Annotated in this window: 15 protein-coding genes; 5 read left to right on the top strand and 10 right to left on the bottom strand. The window is 39.4% G+C overall.

What is annotated here, in order from left to right; all coding sequences use genetic code 11:
* Window positions 1-1317 (top strand): TldD/PmbA family protein, encoded by a 1317-nt coding sequence (locus tag IWX76_RS04785; RefSeq protein WP_196858723.1) that lies wholly within the window; start codon window positions 1-3, stop codon window positions 1315-1317.
* 54 nt (window positions 1318-1371) lie between these two features.
* On the top strand, window positions 1372-3009 hold the full coding sequence (locus IWX76_RS04780; RefSeq protein ID WP_196858722.1) for a TldD/PmbA family protein: 1638 nt from the start codon (window positions 1372-1374) through the stop codon (window positions 3007-3009).
* Between the two features lie 20 nt (window positions 3010-3029).
* Here the strand turns inward: IWX76_RS04780 and IWX76_RS04775 are convergent, their stop codons facing one another.
* From IWX76_RS04775 to IWX76_RS04755, 5 genes are read right to left on the bottom strand one after another with little or no spacing between them, the layout of a single operon-like run.
* Window positions 3030-3425, bottom strand: coding sequence for a response regulator (locus IWX76_RS04775; protein WP_196858721.1), 396 nt, complete (start codon window positions 3423-3425; stop codon window positions 3030-3032).
* Window positions 3418-4503, bottom strand: coding sequence for an ATP-binding protein (locus IWX76_RS04770; RefSeq protein ID WP_196858720.1), 1086 nt, complete (start codon window positions 4501-4503; stop codon window positions 3418-3420). The genes IWX76_RS04775 and IWX76_RS04770 overlap by 8 nt, the downstream gene beginning before the upstream one ends.
* A 7-nt stretch (window positions 4504-4510) precedes the next feature.
* Complete coding sequence (locus IWX76_RS04765) at window positions 4511-6664, bottom strand: sensor histidine kinase (RefSeq protein ID WP_196858719.1); 2154 nt, start codon at window positions 6662-6664, stop codon at window positions 4511-4513.
* Window positions 6661-7359, bottom strand: a complete 699-nt coding sequence (locus IWX76_RS04760) for a hypothetical protein (RefSeq protein ID WP_196858718.1) — start codon at window positions 7357-7359, stop codon at window positions 6661-6663. Before IWX76_RS04760 ends, IWX76_RS04765 begins: the two co-directional genes overlap by 4 nt.
* Window positions 7360-9690 (bottom strand): Rv1355c family protein, encoded by a 2331-nt coding sequence (locus IWX76_RS04755; protein ID WP_196858717.1) that lies wholly within the window; start codon window positions 9688-9690, stop codon window positions 7360-7362.
* Window positions 9691-9964: 274 nt separating this feature from the next.
* On the opposite strand from IWX76_RS04755, the gene IWX76_RS04750 reads away from it, so the two are divergent.
* The gene (locus IWX76_RS04750; protein ID WP_196858716.1) at window positions 9965-10432 is read left to right on the top strand and encodes a response regulator; all 468 of its coding nucleotides are present in this window, start codon (window positions 9965-9967) and stop codon (window positions 10430-10432) included.
* Between the two features lie 71 nt (window positions 10433-10503).
* Here the strand turns inward: IWX76_RS04750 and rpoN are convergent, their stop codons facing one another.
* Complete coding sequence (gene rpoN, locus IWX76_RS04745) at window positions 10504-11973, bottom strand: RNA polymerase factor sigma-54 (RefSeq protein ID WP_196858715.1); 1470 nt, start codon at window positions 11971-11973, stop codon at window positions 10504-10506.
* A 170-nt stretch (window positions 11974-12143) separates the two neighbouring features.
* On the opposite strand from rpoN, the gene mscL reads away from it, so the two are divergent.
* Entirely contained in the window at window positions 12144-12596 is a 453-nt protein-coding gene (gene mscL / locus IWX76_RS04740; RefSeq protein ID WP_196858714.1) for a large conductance mechanosensitive channel protein MscL, read from the top strand.
* 200 nt (window positions 12597-12796) lie between these two features.
* On the opposite strand, the gene IWX76_RS04735 is transcribed toward mscL, so the two are convergent.
* From IWX76_RS04735 to IWX76_RS04725, 3 genes are all read right to left on the bottom strand, one after another.
* Entirely contained in the window at window positions 12797-13237 is a 441-nt protein-coding gene (locus tag IWX76_RS04735) for a hypothetical protein (protein WP_196858713.1), read from the bottom strand.
* Between the two features lie 67 nt (window positions 13238-13304).
* Window positions 13305-13811 (bottom strand): CIA30 family protein, encoded by a 507-nt coding sequence (locus IWX76_RS04730; protein ID WP_196858712.1) that lies wholly within the window; start codon window positions 13809-13811, stop codon window positions 13305-13307.
* Complete coding sequence (locus tag IWX76_RS04725; RefSeq protein WP_196858711.1) at window positions 13756-14094, bottom strand: hypothetical protein; 339 nt, start codon at window positions 14092-14094, stop codon at window positions 13756-13758. The genes IWX76_RS04730 and IWX76_RS04725 overlap by 56 nt, the downstream gene beginning before the upstream one ends.
* A gap of 445 nt (window positions 14095-14539) precedes the next feature.
* Between IWX76_RS04725 and IWX76_RS04720 the strand changes: the two genes are divergently transcribed.
* The gene (locus IWX76_RS04720; RefSeq protein ID WP_196858710.1) at window positions 14540-15754 is read left to right on the top strand and encodes an erythromycin esterase family protein; all 1215 of its coding nucleotides are present in this window, start codon (window positions 14540-14542) and stop codon (window positions 15752-15754) included.
* 78 nt (window positions 15755-15832) lie between these two features.
* Here the strand turns inward: IWX76_RS04720 and IWX76_RS04715 are convergent, their stop codons facing one another.
* A complete protein-coding gene (locus tag IWX76_RS04715) occupies window positions 15833-16633 on the bottom strand; it encodes an AraC family transcriptional regulator (protein WP_334641227.1) in 801 nt (266 codons plus the stop codon).
* Window positions 16634-16673: the final 40 nt, after the last annotated feature.

Genomic DNA, 16673 nt, shown 5'->3' with positions numbered 1-16673 from the left:
ATGGCCATATTAAGTAAAGAAGAAGCCCAGGCAATATTAAAAAAAGTACTCAGCTTTTCTAAAGCAGAATCCTGCGAATTAAGTTTAAGCGGATCAGATGGTGGTAACATACGTTATGCAAGAAACGCCGTATCTACTGCCGGACAAATCAGCGTGATGAGTTTATCAGTAAGTTCTACTTACGGTAAAAAAACAGGCATGGCCAGCATCAATGAATTTGATGATGCCTCTCTGCAAAAAGTGGTGAAAAGATCTGAAGAACTGGCCATGCTGGCCCCGGAGAACCCGGAGTTTATGCCGCTATTAGGTCCGCAAACCTTTAAAGAATCACCAACTTTTAATGCAAAAACAGCAGCCATTACGCCCGACACCCGTGCCGACATGGTAGCCAAAAGCTTACAAGTGTCGAAAGCGGCGAAGCTGGAAGCTGCGGGCTTTCTGGAAAACGCTACCGAATTCAGGTCAGTCATGAATTCCAAAGGCCTTTTTGCTTATAATCAAAGTACAGATGTTTCTTTTTCTGTTACGGTAAGAAACCAGGAAGGAACAGGTTCAGGTTATATCGAACAAGGTTTTAACGACCTGGATAAAATGGATACGCTGACCTTAAGTAAAATCGCTGCTTCAAAAGCGGTGGGTTCTGCGGGGGCTAAAGCTATAGAGCCAGGAAAATATACCGTTATTCTGGAGCCTTTGGCGGCCAGTGATATGTTGGGCAATATGTTCAGGGGTTTTGATGCCCGCAGTGCCGATGAAGGCAGGAGTTTCATGAGTAAACCAGGTGGGGGCACCCGCCTTGGCGAACAGTTGTTTTCTGATAACGTAAGCATTTATTCCGATCCCATGCATCCTGATGTACCTTCAGCCACCTGGAGCGGTGATGGAATTGCGGTAAATAAAACGCAGTGGGTGGAAAAGGGTGTGGTTAAAAACCTAAGTTATTCCAGGTACTGGGCAGCTCAAAAAGGTGTGTCACCGATTCCATTTAACAGAAGTATTGTGATGGAAGGGGGCACCCAGTCTTTAGAAGATTTAATTAAAAGCACAGAGAAAGGCATCCTGGTTACCCGTTTCTGGTATATCCGTTCTGTAGATCCTCAGACCCTATTACTGACCGGCCTTACCCGCGATGGTACTTTCTATATTGAAAACGGGGAGATTAAGTTCCCTGTTAAAAACTTTAGGTTTAATGAGAGCCCGGTGATCATGTTAAATAACGTGGAAGCCTTAGGTAAACCCGTGAGAACAGGCAATGGAATGATCCCGCCGATGAAAATCAGGGACTTTACTTTTACTTCCCTTTCTGACGCCGTTTAACTACATCAGCGATGGCCTTGCCATCGCTTTTTTATGACCTAATCCTTAACGAAATTGAGAAGAAGAGATTTTTTATACATGACCGGGGTAGGCCTCGGGGCCTCCATGGTGCAAGGTGTTCCACTTTTTGGGAGGGATATCTCTGTAGAAGCTGCATTGACACCCGTTGATATCGCTTTAAAAAAGAAAATGGCAGATGTGGCCTTAAATGCCGCACGTTCCAAAGGCGCTACCTATGCCGACGTTCGCATCGGTAGGTATTTGAATCAGGTTATTGCCACACGCGAAAAACAGGTAGAGAATATCGCTAACCGCGAATCTTATGGCCTTGGGGTGCGGGTGATTGCCAATGGGAGCTGGGGTTTTGCCGCTACTGACAACCTCGATAATGATAGCATTGCCAGGGCTGCAGAAATGGCCGTCGCCATTGCAAAAGGAAATTCTAAATTACTCACAGAACCTGTGCAGCTGGCACCACAACAGGGTTTTGGCGAAGTAAGCTGGAAAACACCTTTAGAAATTAATGCTTTTGAAGTACCCATTAAGGATAAAATTGACCTCTTGCTGAAAGTAAACAGTGAAGCCATGCTGGCCGGTGCTAAATATGTGAATTCAAACATCTTTATGGTGAATGAACAGAAATATTTTGCCTCTACAGAAGGCTCTTACATTGATCAGGATGTTCATCGCATCTGGCCAACCTTTACTGTCACTAAAATTGATCCTGCAGGTGGAAAGTTTGAAACCCGCAATGCTTTTAGTGCCCCAATGGGCATGGGTTATGAATACCTGGTGCCTAAGGAAAGCGAAAAGATCAAAGGCGGACCGGTAACGATGTACAAAAAACGTTACGACATACTGGAAGATGTGAAGGAAGCTGCAGTTCACTTAACCGAAAAAGCGAAAGCAAAACCTCTGCAACCTGGTAAGTACGACCTGGTACTGGATCCTACACATTTGTTCTTAACCATTCACGAATCTGTAGGGCACCCTACGGAACTGGATCGTGTTTTAGGTTATGAAGCCAACTATGCAGGCACAAGCTTTTTAACGCTGGATAAGTGGGAAAGCAAGAAGTTTAACTTTGGAAGTAAATTAGTAAATGTCATTGCCGATAAAACTGAACAAGGTTCTCTGGGTGCGGTAGGTTATGATGATGAAGGGGTGAAATGCGGACAATGGGATATCATTAAAGACGGTATCCTGGTCAATTATCAAACCATCAGGGATCAGGCCCATATCCTCGGGTTGGAAGCTTCACAGGCGTGCTGTTATGCCGACAGCTGGGACAGCATTCCCTTTCAACGGATGCCCAATGTGTCTTTAGCGCCAGGAGATAGCGAACTCACTGCTGCGGAACTGGTTAAAGATGTAGAAAAAGGGATTTATATGTTTGGGCGTAATTCTTACTCCATTGACCAGCAACGTTATAACTTCCAGTTCAGTGCACAACTGGCTTATGAAATTAAAGACGGTAAAATTGTTGGCCTATTGAAAGATGCTGCTTACCAAAGTAATACCCAGGAATTCTGGAACTCCTGCAGCCGTTTGGCGGGTAAAAGTGATTACCGCCTGGGCGGAACATTTGCTGACGGGAAAGGCCAGCCAAGTCAGGTTAGTGCAGTTTCACATGGCTCTTCCACTACACGTTTTGATGGTGTCAATGTAATTAACACTGGTAGAAAAATATAAAGATTTGCTTATAAAGCCGCCTATCCTATAATTCGCTTGAGTTCAACCGGGTTAAGCGGCTTTTTAAGCAATTTTATTACATGCCTGTTGGCTTGCGCACGAATGGTGTCGCCATAGTCTAAGGTAGAAGATAACATGACCACAGCACATTTATCAATGATGATTGGCGGGAGTTTCGTGAACCTGTTTAAAAACTCAAAGCCATCCATCTCTGGCATTTGAATATCGAGTAAAATTAAGTCAGGAAGTTCATCAGGCAGATCCTTGAACTTTTTTAAATGCATCAAGGCTTCTGATCCAGTCAGGAAAGTGATAATATCCAGTCCTACGTAATGGAGTGATAAGATTTTGCTATGGATCTTTAAATCAATTGCACTATCATCAATCAACATTACCTGACGGAATTTGTTAGTCAAGTTGAGCATTTGGTATTTGGATTTTGAAAGTTGTTCCGTCGTTAATATTTGATTTTACGGTTATCTTACCATTGATCTTAGTGAGGGCTTCTTTTACGATAAACAAGCCTAAGCCACTACCATGATGATTTTTTGCCTTAAAAAACTGTGCAAATATCCTTTCCAGGTGTTCTTCTAAAATTCCAATTCCATTATCGTTCACACAAATTTCAGCCATTTCAGCTGATACCTGCACCGTAATCTCTACTTTTTTATTGGGTTCATTAACCTTTTGGTAATTGATGGCATTAGAGATCAGGTTACCCAGGATCACTTCAATCCGATAGGCATCGCCCGTAAATACCTCTTCCTGCTCAATGGAGACTGTAAATTGGGTATCTTTATCAGCATAACTATTCAATTGAATCAGGTCTTCCACCAGTTGTTTAAAGTTTATAGCCGACTGGTCAGATTCAATTTTATTGTTTTTATAGTATTCTAAGGTTTTTTGAATATAATAGTCAAGTTTAACAGAACAGGTGTCAACCAGCCCCCAGTATTCCCCGCTGGAATAATAGAGGTCTTCCATTTTAACCAGGTTAATAATACCAATTACAGATACTAATGGCGCGCGTAACTCATGCGAAATACTATAGATAAAACGGTTTAGTTCATCGTTGGTTTTTTCAAGTTCGGCAACTTTATCACGCAAATCGGTTTTTGCCTTGTAGGCATCATAAGCATTTTTAATGCTGTTGTGCAGCTCCAGGTCATTCCAGGGTTTAGTAATGTAGCGGTAAATATGCCCTTCGTTAATGGCATCAGCAAGCGCTTCGATATCGGTATATCCGGTAAGCAATATCCTTATCGGATCAGGATAGGTGTTTATTATGCTTTTGAAAAATTCCACGCCGGTGATGCCAGGCATACGCTGGTCGGCAATAATCACGTGTACATTCACGTTCTGGAGTATTTTCAGTCCTTCGGCTGCAGAAATTGCGGTGTATATTTCATACTGCCTTCTAAACCCAGCTTTAAAAGCATGTAAGTTGTTTTCTTCGTCATCTATATAAAGAATTTTAACCGAAGGTGCATTCATAACCGACTTATTTTTTAGTTACAGGCAATGTAATAATAAATTCTGTACCTTGATTAACATTTGTTACAACATCAATGTTACCTTGGTGACTTTCTATAATCCTGAAAACGATGGATAAGCCTAAGCCTGTGCCTTCTCCAACATCTTTAGTGGTAAAAAAAGGTTCAAATATTTTTTGTTTAATCTCTTCCGTCATCCCCATACCCGAGTCTTTGATGCTTACATAGACATAGTCTTCTTTCTGCCAGGTGCTTACCTCAAGAAATTCTTTCTCCTGAGGAACAGCTTTCGATTTAATGGCTTGTATGGCATTAGTAATCAGGTTCATAAATACCTGGTTTATTTTACCCGGCAAACATTCTACTAAGGCCAGTTCTCCATAATTTTTAATCACCACCAGGTTTGTCGGGAAAGTGCTTCTAATCAGCACCAGGGTAGAGTTTAATCCTTCATTCAGGTCAACGGGTTTGGTATCACTTTCATCCAGTCGGCTAAAGTTTTTTAAACTTCTAATGATCTCTGCTGTGCGTTGGGCACCCTCGCCAATTCCATTCAGCAGCGATTTGATTTCTTCCCTTACAAAGCTAATGTCAATACGTTTCTTAAAGGCCTCAACGGCGCTGAGCTGCTGGTCTAAATCACCATTTCGGTCAATCTTTTCGTACATATTGATTACGTCGTTAAGTTCATCAATATCTAAGGCAAGCGGTTTAATGTTTGACGTTACAAAGTTGATCGGATTATTGATCTCATGGGCAATACCAGCGGTAAGCTGACCAAGTCCGGCCATTTTTTCGGCATCAACCAATTGCGACTGCGCCTCTTTTAAATCTACTATTGCGGTATTGAGTGTGATATTTGCTTTTTCCAGGTCTTCCGTACGTTCTTTTACCTTTTGTTCCAAAAGCACATTTTGTTCCCTTACCAGCTTTTCATTCTCAGTCAGGATACGCAGGGCGTCAGCTTGTGAATATTCTTTTTCCTTTTTTAAAATATTAATCCGGTCTGCCAAAGCAAATGATAACAGTACGGCTTCCAGCCCTGATCCGATCAGGATGGCATTGTTAATCAAAAAGGTAGGAGGGAGCACACCCACATCTTTTAAGATGAAGATGATGACACCTGCCAGAAAGCATGACCAGGAAATGGTGAAAAACAAGGCTGGGCGGTAGTTTTTTCGATAGACCAGGATACCTGTGGTAATCACCGTTAACGACGCTGTTAACGTTAATGCTTGCAAAAAGATTTGCGCTTGTCGTGGATAACCAATTAAGCTGACCAGTAAAGCCTGTACATAACAAATGATGAGGATGTTTAAAAAACGGTTTAATTGTTTATAATATCGCTTAACGTGTAAAAACTCTTTGGTAAAAATTATGGAGGCAAGACCCACCAATACAATGGAACATACGGTGCCCTGGTTATTAAGCCATACATTGTCTTTCCAAAAAATCACCATGGAATACCCTTTGAGCGATAGTTGAGTGAAACCTACCGTGGCAATATAAATTACATAAAAGAGGTAACTCCGGTCGCGAACGGTAAAATAAATGAAGATGTTGTACACAAACATCGTCAGGATTAAGCCAATGTATAAGCTGAATACCACATCTTCCAGCCATACCGACTTGATGGTGGCTTGCAGGTTGCCAATGTAAACCGGAAGGGTAACCGGGTTTACCGATTCGATGCTAAGGTAAGAAGTAAGGGTATCCTGATTAACGGGCGACAACTGGAATATCACATTCTGGTGGTTGAAATCACGTTTCGATAGTGCTACTGCTTGTCCGGAAAATTTTTGTGTAAACTGGTTTGCTGCTACAGGGGTGAAGAGTGTTACCCTGTCGAATGTTGGGTTTTTTATTTCCAGGTAAGCATCCTCTGTTTTATCCGGATGGTAAGTCTGCAGTTTTATCCACACCCTGGCGGCTGTTAGGCCTACGTTAGCCACTTTCTCGCTATTGAGGGTAAACTTATTCGCTGCAATTACTTCTGTTAAGGAAAGCTTTCCAGTCGGATCTTCGAAAATGGAAACCTGGTTACTGATGTTGAGCTGTTTATTTTCGTGGTAGTCCTTTTTATTTTGGGCTACAGCAATAGTTGTCCAGCCAAATGAAATCAGGCAGACTGCAAACAGCAGGATGAATTTAATTAATTTCACTGGCTCACCAACTTAGGTACTTGAAGTTCATAGGTGATCTCGATATCGCCTTTCGGACTTTTCTCTTGCCTCACCTGTATAGGATTATTGATTAAATCAAAAACCAGGTCCCTGATCTCTGGCTCTGCTTTTTCCAGTGTTCTCAGGTTATCTATAATTACAGCTGTAGCAATAAGGTCCAGTTTAGGATAATAAAACTGGCCGTTGTTACCCAATTCTATATTGATATCAAAACCTGTTTTTTTACCTCCCCTCACAGTTGCCGGAGCGCATAGCGCAAACAAACTGGTTAAGTCTAACGAATAGGCCAGTGCTACAGCAGCCCTGATCAGGAAAATGCTTCCTACACCGAAACCGGCAATTTCTTTAGAGTTCCATAAACCGCATAGTTCACCGGTTAAAGGTTTGCGCTGGTCTAACTGTTTGTAAATATTTTCATCCAGTTTACCAATAGCCGTTTCGATCGGCAATGCCAAGTGCTCATCAGCAATCTGGATTCTTGCGCCGCCAAGCGCTCTGCCATCTTCCAATGACTCCACTAAAATAACATAAGTGTTATCATGATGTACCCATTCATGTTTAGCAGAAGTAATCATGGTGATGCCGAAAATCTCAAGTACTCTTCTGTGACCTTCAATAAATTTGAAGCAGGAGGCTTCGTCATCGGTAGCTTTAAATGCCCTGAATCGTACCATTTAGTTGTTTTTAGACTTAAATATTTGTGCTAGTGGTTTTCTTTGTGAAAGTGTAGTAGGGTTCTCTGCATAAAATAACCTGAACAGAAATACCGAAACTTCTTCAGGACCAACCTGATCAAATTGCTGGTAAAAAATATCATTTAACTGGCCGAACTTTTCTTTTAAAAACAAGTCGTCATTTAATGCAGTACCGTATTTCAACAAGTTGAAATGTAATATACTCGCTGTCATTGGGTGCATAGAGATATTGTTTTTATTGGCCGTAAGCCAAACGCGCTCTGCGGCTTTTCCACCATTAATAAAACTTTGTGCAGTATAAGCGGGCATGGTGATCAAACCGATGGCAGAAGCCCCTAATGCCGACTTCCGGGATAGCCGTTCCAGGCCTGCCCCGCCTTTCCATTCTTTTAATAAATCTAGCACCTTCGGATCTTTGGCAATGCGCATGCCTACCGCTTCACCAGGGGTTAATTCGAAAGACTCCAGGTCCAATCCGTCGCCGGTGGCTTCGCTATGTTCTTTGTTCCAGCGCAGTTCCAAATTGAATAATTCATGATGACCCGTAGGGGTAAAGAGGCGCAGTTTATCGGCCTGGCCCATCACACCGGCTAATTTCGCTATGGCTTCCTGATCCGAGCACAGGTATAATTTAGCACCTTCAATCTTTGATGTTTCCGCTTGCAGCTCCAAAAGATCTTGTTCTTTTATCGGCTTATTAACTTTAGGAATATTCCTGCTGGTATGTCGAATGGCCGTAAATGGCGCTAAAGGATCTTTTTGGATTTCCTGTAGGCTTGTAAATTGCAACACAGCAATTAACGTAGGAATAGATGGGTCTGGGAAGGTCTGCTCATCAACCGATAAGTTCATGCCTTGCGCTTTTAAGCGGATGCTTTCTAGGGTTAGGCCAAAACCTACGAACGCCACAATGTTATCCTGGTTTGCAAAAGAGAAGGAACGTTCTGTGTCATGAAACAAGAACAGCTTCCCTTTTTGGTAAAACCATTTCCAGGGTTGATTATTTCCTGCCGAACTTCCTCTTTGTGCAGTGGCAATGATGTCGTCGAGTTCGTGCTGACTTAAAACAAGGGCTTCCGGGTTATTGCGGTAAGTAGCCTGGCTAAGACTGGCTTCGATGTCGTCAAAGCTGATGCCTTTTTCGATTACCGGAGGTTTAACTTCTTTTTCCTGATCAATGGGGTCACAGATGATTTCTTCCATATCTACAAAAAATCTTCCTGAAACATGAAGTTGATCCAGTAATATCCTGCGTGACAAATCTGCCGTAATACCACCACCATAAGTTACCGCACTGGCCAATTGTGGCCAGGAAGTAATGGTTTGCTGAATTTCCAGCATGGAAGCTTTCATGCGGGTAGACAAAGTTTCTACGCCTGCAATAGGTAAAATATAGGGCACTTTATCCTCATTTGTTTTGAGGTATTTAACTTTAGAAAGATCCAGGTGTTCAATTTTGCCATGCAATATCGGACGTTCCGGCTCCAGGTCAAACCTTTCGATATCGATTGTGCCACGGTCACTAGCTTCCATCAGCACGGGAATCTCGTAGCTTTTTGCTTTCGTACGGCAAAGTATTTTAATATCAATGCCATCGCATTCATCAATCAGCAAATCCAGTTTACCGTTGCTGGTTAAAAATTCGTCTATATTGTTTTCAGTAATGCCATCATGGAAACAGGTTACCTTTAAAAAAGGGTCTATTTCTGCAATTTCCCGCGCAACAATGACTGTTTTTTTTATGTTAACATTATTAACGCCAGAACGAATGCGATTTAAGTTGGTTAGATCCAGTACATCGAAATCAGCAATGCGAAGTTCGCCGCAACCACGCTCCATGGCCAGCGTGAGTGAAACCGACTGGCCAACAGATAGGCCAATAACACCTATTTTTTTCTTAGAAAGCTCGTCTTGCTCTGCCTGTGTTATTTTATGTTTGTTTCTATTGGTACGTACTTCAATAAACTCCTGCTCATCTAATAGGTGAACGATCGTATCTATCCATGGGTAATATACCCAAACACCGTAGTCTGTACGTGCTACACCCTTTAAATGAATGTCTATGGCGGCTTCTAATGCAGCTGCTTCAAAGACCCTGGTGGGATGAAGTACTTTGATTAAATCTTGTAATTGATTGTTAATAGCATCAAACACCTTGGTATAAGGTTTTTCCTCCATTATTTTCAAAAATTCCACAGCATCTTCGGCTTTGTTTATCCGATAAAATAGAGGTGTATAGCTGTTGTGGTAAGTTTTTGTGTCAGTGGTAAATTTTTTAATATACTTATTTAAATCGTTGTTTAAATACATCTGTTCTATGGAATCAAATTGTGGTACACCCTACGTATTACTGCTAAAATTCCATAAAATTAGAATTTTTTAACGTGATATAAAATGGGAAAATTAATTATTTTATTCTTTATAGACGTTTAATCAACTTGTAAATTGACTATCAGTCTCTTTAGATAAGAAATAAATTTTCCTGAAGCGCTTAAATCAGTTAAAGATATAATTTTTTACTGTTAGGGGTGTATATAAAGGGGTAAAAGCAATATCTTTATAAAATATATCCCCCATTTTGACCATGAGCCCCGACGCACAAATAAATGTATTGTATGTAGATGATGAAGTTCACAATTTAAACTCTTTTAAAGCTGGATTTAGGCGATTATTTAATGTTTTTACCGCAGAATCTGCTGCAGAAGGTTTAAAAGTGATAGAGACTGAAGAAATTCATGTAATTATTACCGATCAGCGCATGCCTGTGATGACAGGAATTGAATTTCTGGAGTCTATTATTCCAAAGTATCCTGATCCGATCAGAATATTGCTTACTGGTTATGCCGACATCAATGCAGTAATTGATGCCATAAACAAAGGCCAGGTATACCGTTATATCCAGAAACCCTGGATGGACGAAGACCTAAGAATTAATATTGAGAAAGCATTTGAAATCTATATGCTGAGGAAAGAAAACCGCGAATTGACCGAAAAACTGCTTGTGGCCAATGAACAATTGGAATTCTTATTGAGGCAAAATCTATTATCATAGGACAGTAAAAAATAAAGGCGACTAACATTTCTGTTAATCGCCTTTTATCATCTTAACGCTTTTGAAAGCGCTTATAGTTCTTTTCTTAACCTGGCTACAGGAATATTCATCTGCTCGCGGTATTTAGCAACCGTTCTGCGGGCAATGTTATAACCTTGTTCTTTTAAAATTTCTGTTAGTTTTTCATCTGCCAGTGGTTTCCGCTTATCTTCGCGACCAATACAATCTTCGAGAATTTTTTTCACTTCTTTATTAGACACTTCTTCGCCGCTTTCGGTTTGAATGGCTTCGGAGAAGAAAGATTTCAATAAGAAAGTGCCAAATTCTGTTTGTACATATTTGGAGTTGGCTACCCTTGACACAGTCGAGATATCCATGTCTATTTTGTCGGCAATATCTTTCAAAATCATGGGGCGCATTTTACGCTCATCGCCAGTCAGCAAGTATTCATATTGATACTGCATAATGGCATTCATGGTTTTAAGTAAGGTTTGTTGCCTTTGTTTAATGGCATCGATAAACCACTTGGCAGAATCCAGTTTTTGCTTCACAAACTGAACAGCTTCTTTTAGTTTTTTATCCTTTAATGCAGCCTTGTCGTAATGTTCAAACATGTCGATGTAAGAACGACTTACCCTTAATTCAGGAGCATTTTTTGAATTTAAGGTTAAAATCAGTACCCCGTCATTGTTAGAAACATGGAAGTCTGGAATTACCTGAAGCTGTTTGGTGGTAACTTGATTAGAGTCGCCCGGCTTAGGGTTTAACCTTAAAATTTCGTTAATAATATCCCTTAATTCATTACTGCTCAGGTTAAGCGATTTCTCTAACTTGTCGTAATGTTTGCGGGTAAACTCATCCAGGTAGTTTTCTACTACCATGATGGCTTTGGTAATCAATGGCGTTTGATCTTTACGTTTTAACTGTAAAGTAAGGCATTCCTGTAAATCTCTGGCAGCAATGCCTGGAGGGTCAAAACTCTGGATAATCCTAAGCATATCCATGACTTCTTCTTCATCAACAATAACGTTTTGAGAGAAAGCAAGGTCATCAATCATGGAAGTGATAGGGCGACGTAAATAGCCATCATCATCTAAACTTCCAATAATCTGTTTTCCGATAATAAAATCCTGGTCTGACAAAGGAACCAGGTCAAGTTGTTCCTGTAAACTCTCGAAAAAGGTACTTTCGATGGCTATGGGAGTTTCTTTTTTATCTTCATCATCATCTCCATTATTGTAGGAGGTGCTGTAATCGTTTTGATTGTCATCTTGTAAATAATCATCCACATTAAACTCATCGGTATTCTCTTCTTTCGAAGAAGAATCGTAATCATCAGACGTATCGTTTAAATCGTCATATTCACTTTTAGGCTCCTCTGCGATCATTAAACTGGGATCTTCCAGTGCTGGATTCTCTTCTAGCTCTTCTTTGATGCGGGTATCTAATGACACAGTGGGCACCTGCAGCAATTTGATAAATTGAATTTGCTGAGGTGATAATTTCTGAAGTAATTTTTGTTGTAAATGTTGTTTTAGCATGTTAGAAATGGCATTAAACCCGTTTCAAAATTAAGCATTTGGTTTAGATAAAAGCTAATGACCTACAAGTATTATGGTAATATACTGATTTTTAATTCAAAAAAAAAGACCTATTCCTCCTGAAAAATTTCTAAGTTTAATGCAATTATTAACTAATAATAACTGGATTTATGAGTTTCGTTTCAGAGTTTAAAGAGTTTGCTGTCAAAGGTAATGTGATAGATTTGGCAGTGGGTGTAATTATTGGCAGCGCATTTGGAAAAATTGTAACCTCCATGGTTAACGATTTAATTATGCCCCCAATAAGTCTATTGATTGGTGACAAAGGGTTTACCAATTTTTACTTTCCTTTGAGCGAAAAGGTGCGAACTTTCCTGGATGCTAATCCTGGGGCATCATTGGAAGAAGCCAGAAAGGCAGGACCAGTATTTGCCTGGGGAAACTTTGCCACGGAGGTGATTAACTTCGTGATCCTTGCCTTCATTATATTTTTAATGGTAAAAGCTATTAACAGGATGAAAAGAAAACAAGAAGCAGCACCAGTTGCCCCAGTTGTGCCTGTTCCAACAAATGAAGAAGTATTGCTTATACAGATTAGAGATTTGCTGAAAGCGAAAGCATAAAAGACAGCTGTGTAAAGTTTATAACGAAAAGGCCGTTGCATTGTTAATGTAACGGCCTTTTGTGGTTTTCAACCTGTGGGGTAAGTTTTAAGTAGGAGAGCACAATTAAAAACAGTGTTTCATCTTATCGAATGTTTCAGACCAAAATTTTCTGATCCTGTAGTGGGCAGGAAATTGTTTTTTTATTAAAAGCTGAAATCTCAGATCTTTATTTTAATTATTCCCGTTTCGTTGACTATTTCGGTTACATACCCTTGCACAGCAACATCTTCTGCATGATAACTGGAACAGCAGCCGCTAGTGCCGAAGCCTACCTTAATTTGTATAGGGATGGAAAGGTTCTTTCCAATGGTAAGTGTTAATGTTTGCATACCTTCCTTGTCTTTGGCAATGATTGCAAGTGTGTTGCGGTTATCTTCGGCGTTAAACAAGGTATAAACATTTTGCCCAAGCTCATCTGTTACTTTGATGTTACTCGCTTTATATTTGCCCGTGGTAAAGAGATTCACCCCAGTAATAGCATCTACAAGTTCTAGTGTAAAGCTTGGGGGGGCTGTTGTACAAGCTATGCCTTCGCATTTATTACAGCTGTTTAGCAATACGATGATAAAAAGGCAGCTTATCTTTATGAAATTTTGCATACATTTTTTGGTGTTTGATAGAATGGTTTATGACCAATATAGATCAAAATATATTATTAAAACAGTGCTATGTTTTTGACACCCATTTCTTATTTTTCGTTTTTAGTTCAAAGGGGCCTACGTGATTTATATTGGTCATAAAACCTGCATTGATGATCATTGCCGGGCATAATTTCTTGTTGTTCAGTACTACATTTCCTGCAAAAGTGTGCTGAACATAGTTAAGTGATATTGCGACTACACTGAGCCATCCTTCTTGTAAGGGAGCTGTCCATTCCTGTGCAGGGTAAACGCCTTTTTTATTGTCGACGTTAATCGTACCTATCAATGCCTTCTTTTTTGTATCCTCCAATAAATTAAATTCCATCACGGAGAAGTTGATGGTGCAGCTAGTGGCTTTTAGCGGAAATTTAAATTCTTTCGGCACTTTGAATTCAGGTAAATGTAAAGTAAGCTGGTTATCTGATACCGTGATAAAGGGCTCTACCGATAAACTGCGGTTAAACGGGGAATTCCTGTTAAACTGAAATCCGTTGAGTTGGGTGAAACTGGAGGGACCAAAAGTAGGATTCATTGGTTTCCGGATCGCGTGCTTGTGTTAGGGTGTAAACAATTTCCTGTACTAAACGACCTGGCATGGTGCCATCGTAGTTAGGGGTAATCACATCCTTCAAGCTTTCTCTTATTAGGCATGCGAATGTACTTGCTTTGCCGAAGGTGTTAGCATTTTTCATTGTTCCTTCCGCAATGTAGTATTTACTGCGTGCTTTGCTGGAGATGATTTGCTTACCCCGGTAATTCCTATAAACGACGGGGCCGACAGCCCCTGTAATAAAATTTTCTTTTCTTATAGCCATGATTGCGTTTTCTTATATGATTTAAAGTTAAGTCATAATGCGTTTCTAGTGCGCGCTATATTAACTTTAAGATAAATATAGCTAGAATATATAATAATTACGTATTTTTTGCAGAAAAACATATATCAACACGGATTCATGTCGTATTCATCTTGGATTCATTAGGGACTGTTATCGAGTTTTTTAGTATAAATTTGTGGGTGTATTTTCGATTTATACTAATAATTTATTTTCTGTTATCGTTTAAAGAAATGTATAAAAAGTGTGGTTTGTTCAAAGAAATGTTATGATTTGGGTGTTATTCACAGATTGATTTCGACTAAAAAAGATAAGCGCCGAGAGCTGCCTCGTTAAATATTGTTAAATCCATCATGGATAATTTTGTAAGCATTATCATTGCCTAAATATAAAGGTACCGTCACGAAAAACTTATAAATAATATCTTATGGATAACTTTAAAACTTTGGTTTTAGCTGCTTTTATGGTTACACTCTTTTTGACAACAAAATCCAGAGGTCAGGACGATCCTTCTGGAATTGTAAAAAGTTTAAATGAGGTAATCGTTCCAATAACGACAATGAATCCTGACAGTAGTTTTTCAGACCTTGCTTTCCTTAAGAAAACGTTAGCAGAGCGGTCAATTGTTTCTTTAGGGGAGGCTACCCACGGTACAAAAGAATTTTTTGTTTACAAGGATAGGTTGATTCGGTTTATGGTGACTGAACTTGGTTTTAATGCAATTGCATTTGAGAGCGATTTTTCTACCGTTCAAAGATTGGATGATTATATTAACCATAAAGTTGATAAACTTAGCGGAAGCTATAGTGGTTTTCCACTCTTAAAGGAAACCAGATCCATGCTTTCCTGGCTCCGGCAATATAATCAAACACGCGCAACTCCTGATCGTGTACATTTATATGGAATAGAAGCGAGAGGTTTTAATACTATAAGTGCCAGTATTCTCGCTTCATTAAACAACCTTACTGCGGAAAGTAAAGCATTGTTAACGAGAATTAGGAACACCAGCTATAGTACATTAACTAAAAAAGATATTAAGGAAGTCCAATCAATCCTTCCACAGCTTTATCAGGAAGCTGAACTTCATGAAACTCCATTAACCAGGCATTATGTTACCTTATTGGACCAAGATGTAGGTCATTTTCTGGAACGTCAATTTGGTAAGCGAGATAAGTATATGGCAGCTAATGTTTCCTGGATACTTGAACAAAAAAATACCAATAAGATGATCATCTGGGCGCATAATGGGCATCTCTCCAAATCTTCTTTGTTTGGCAAGCCGTCTATGGGGACTTATTTATATGAAAAATATAAATCAAAATACTTTACTATCGCTACTGACTTTAGTGAGGGATTTGTGCACATTGCAGTACCTAAAAATGGTCAGGTAAGTTGGGAAAATAAATATATTCCAGCTGTTACTACAAAGAATAATTATGAATATTATTTCCAGCAGTGTAAAAGCCCAAATTTTATAATCGACATCAGTTCTTTAAAGGATCATCAGGTGTTAACGCCATTCTTTTCGGATAAAAGGGTGTTGAGAATGGTGGGAGCTACAGGTGGACTAATCAGAACCAGGCTATCGATTCTGGAGAATTTTGATCTGATTGTATTTATTAAGTCCACTCAAGCTATTTAAATTGTTTAGCTTATTAACATAAACTCCTTCCATTAATCAAATAGAATTTTCTGTTTCGATGATGAGTATTTGATTATGTTATTTTTTCATACTATTTATAAATTCTGTTGTTGTTTGACTTGTTTGAGTTTTAAAGAATCTCATCAGGTGGTTCGGTTCGGGAAATTTAAGTTCGTAGGCTATTTCATTAATTGTTTTATTCGAATGGAGTAGCGAGTTTTGAATTTCAAAAAGAAGACGTTGTTTTAGCAATTGAGTAGCTGTAGTGTTGAACTGAGCCTTGACCGCTTTATTCAATGAAACCCTGCTGATGCCCAACATTTCGGCATAATCGGCAATTCGCTGTTTCTCCCTAATATGGATTTCTATGAGATTTTTGAAAAGGAAAGCAAAATTATGCTGTGTATTTCTTAGCGTTAGTGCATGCTGTTGGGAATAACGGCGGTTTAGTGTTTGGAGCAGATAGTATAACAATGAGCGAATAATATGGACGCTATCTGTTTTACTATCCTCCAACTCCGTTTTTATTTCTGTTAACAGGTTGCAGTATTTTAGCATTTCATCCTTATAGATATTCATTTGTAAAGGATGAACCAGCTGATAAAAGTACAATAATCGGTAAGTGAACAACTTATCGGCAAAAAAATCGTTCAGGAAAGCTTCTTGAAAAATTAAAGTAGTAACCTGAAAATCAATTGATTCTAATTTCCAATTGCGATTTTGAAAGGGTGAAATAAAAATGACTGAACCATCCTTTAACTCGATTTCTTGCTGGTTTAAAATTAGTGTACCCTGTGCCTTTTTGAAGAATAAAACTTCAAAATAGTCAGTATTAAAAGTGCTTCTATCAGTATAATCAATATCTTTCTCTGTTAACACATTCAACAGAAAATCAACTCCGCATTCAGTCTTATGAAAT

Source organism: Pedobacter sp. CAN_A7 (assembly GCF_015752175.1).
GTDB lineage: Bacteria > Bacteroidota > Bacteroidia > Sphingobacteriales > Sphingobacteriaceae > Pedobacter.
This window is presented reverse-complemented; position numbering and strand designations above follow the sequence as displayed.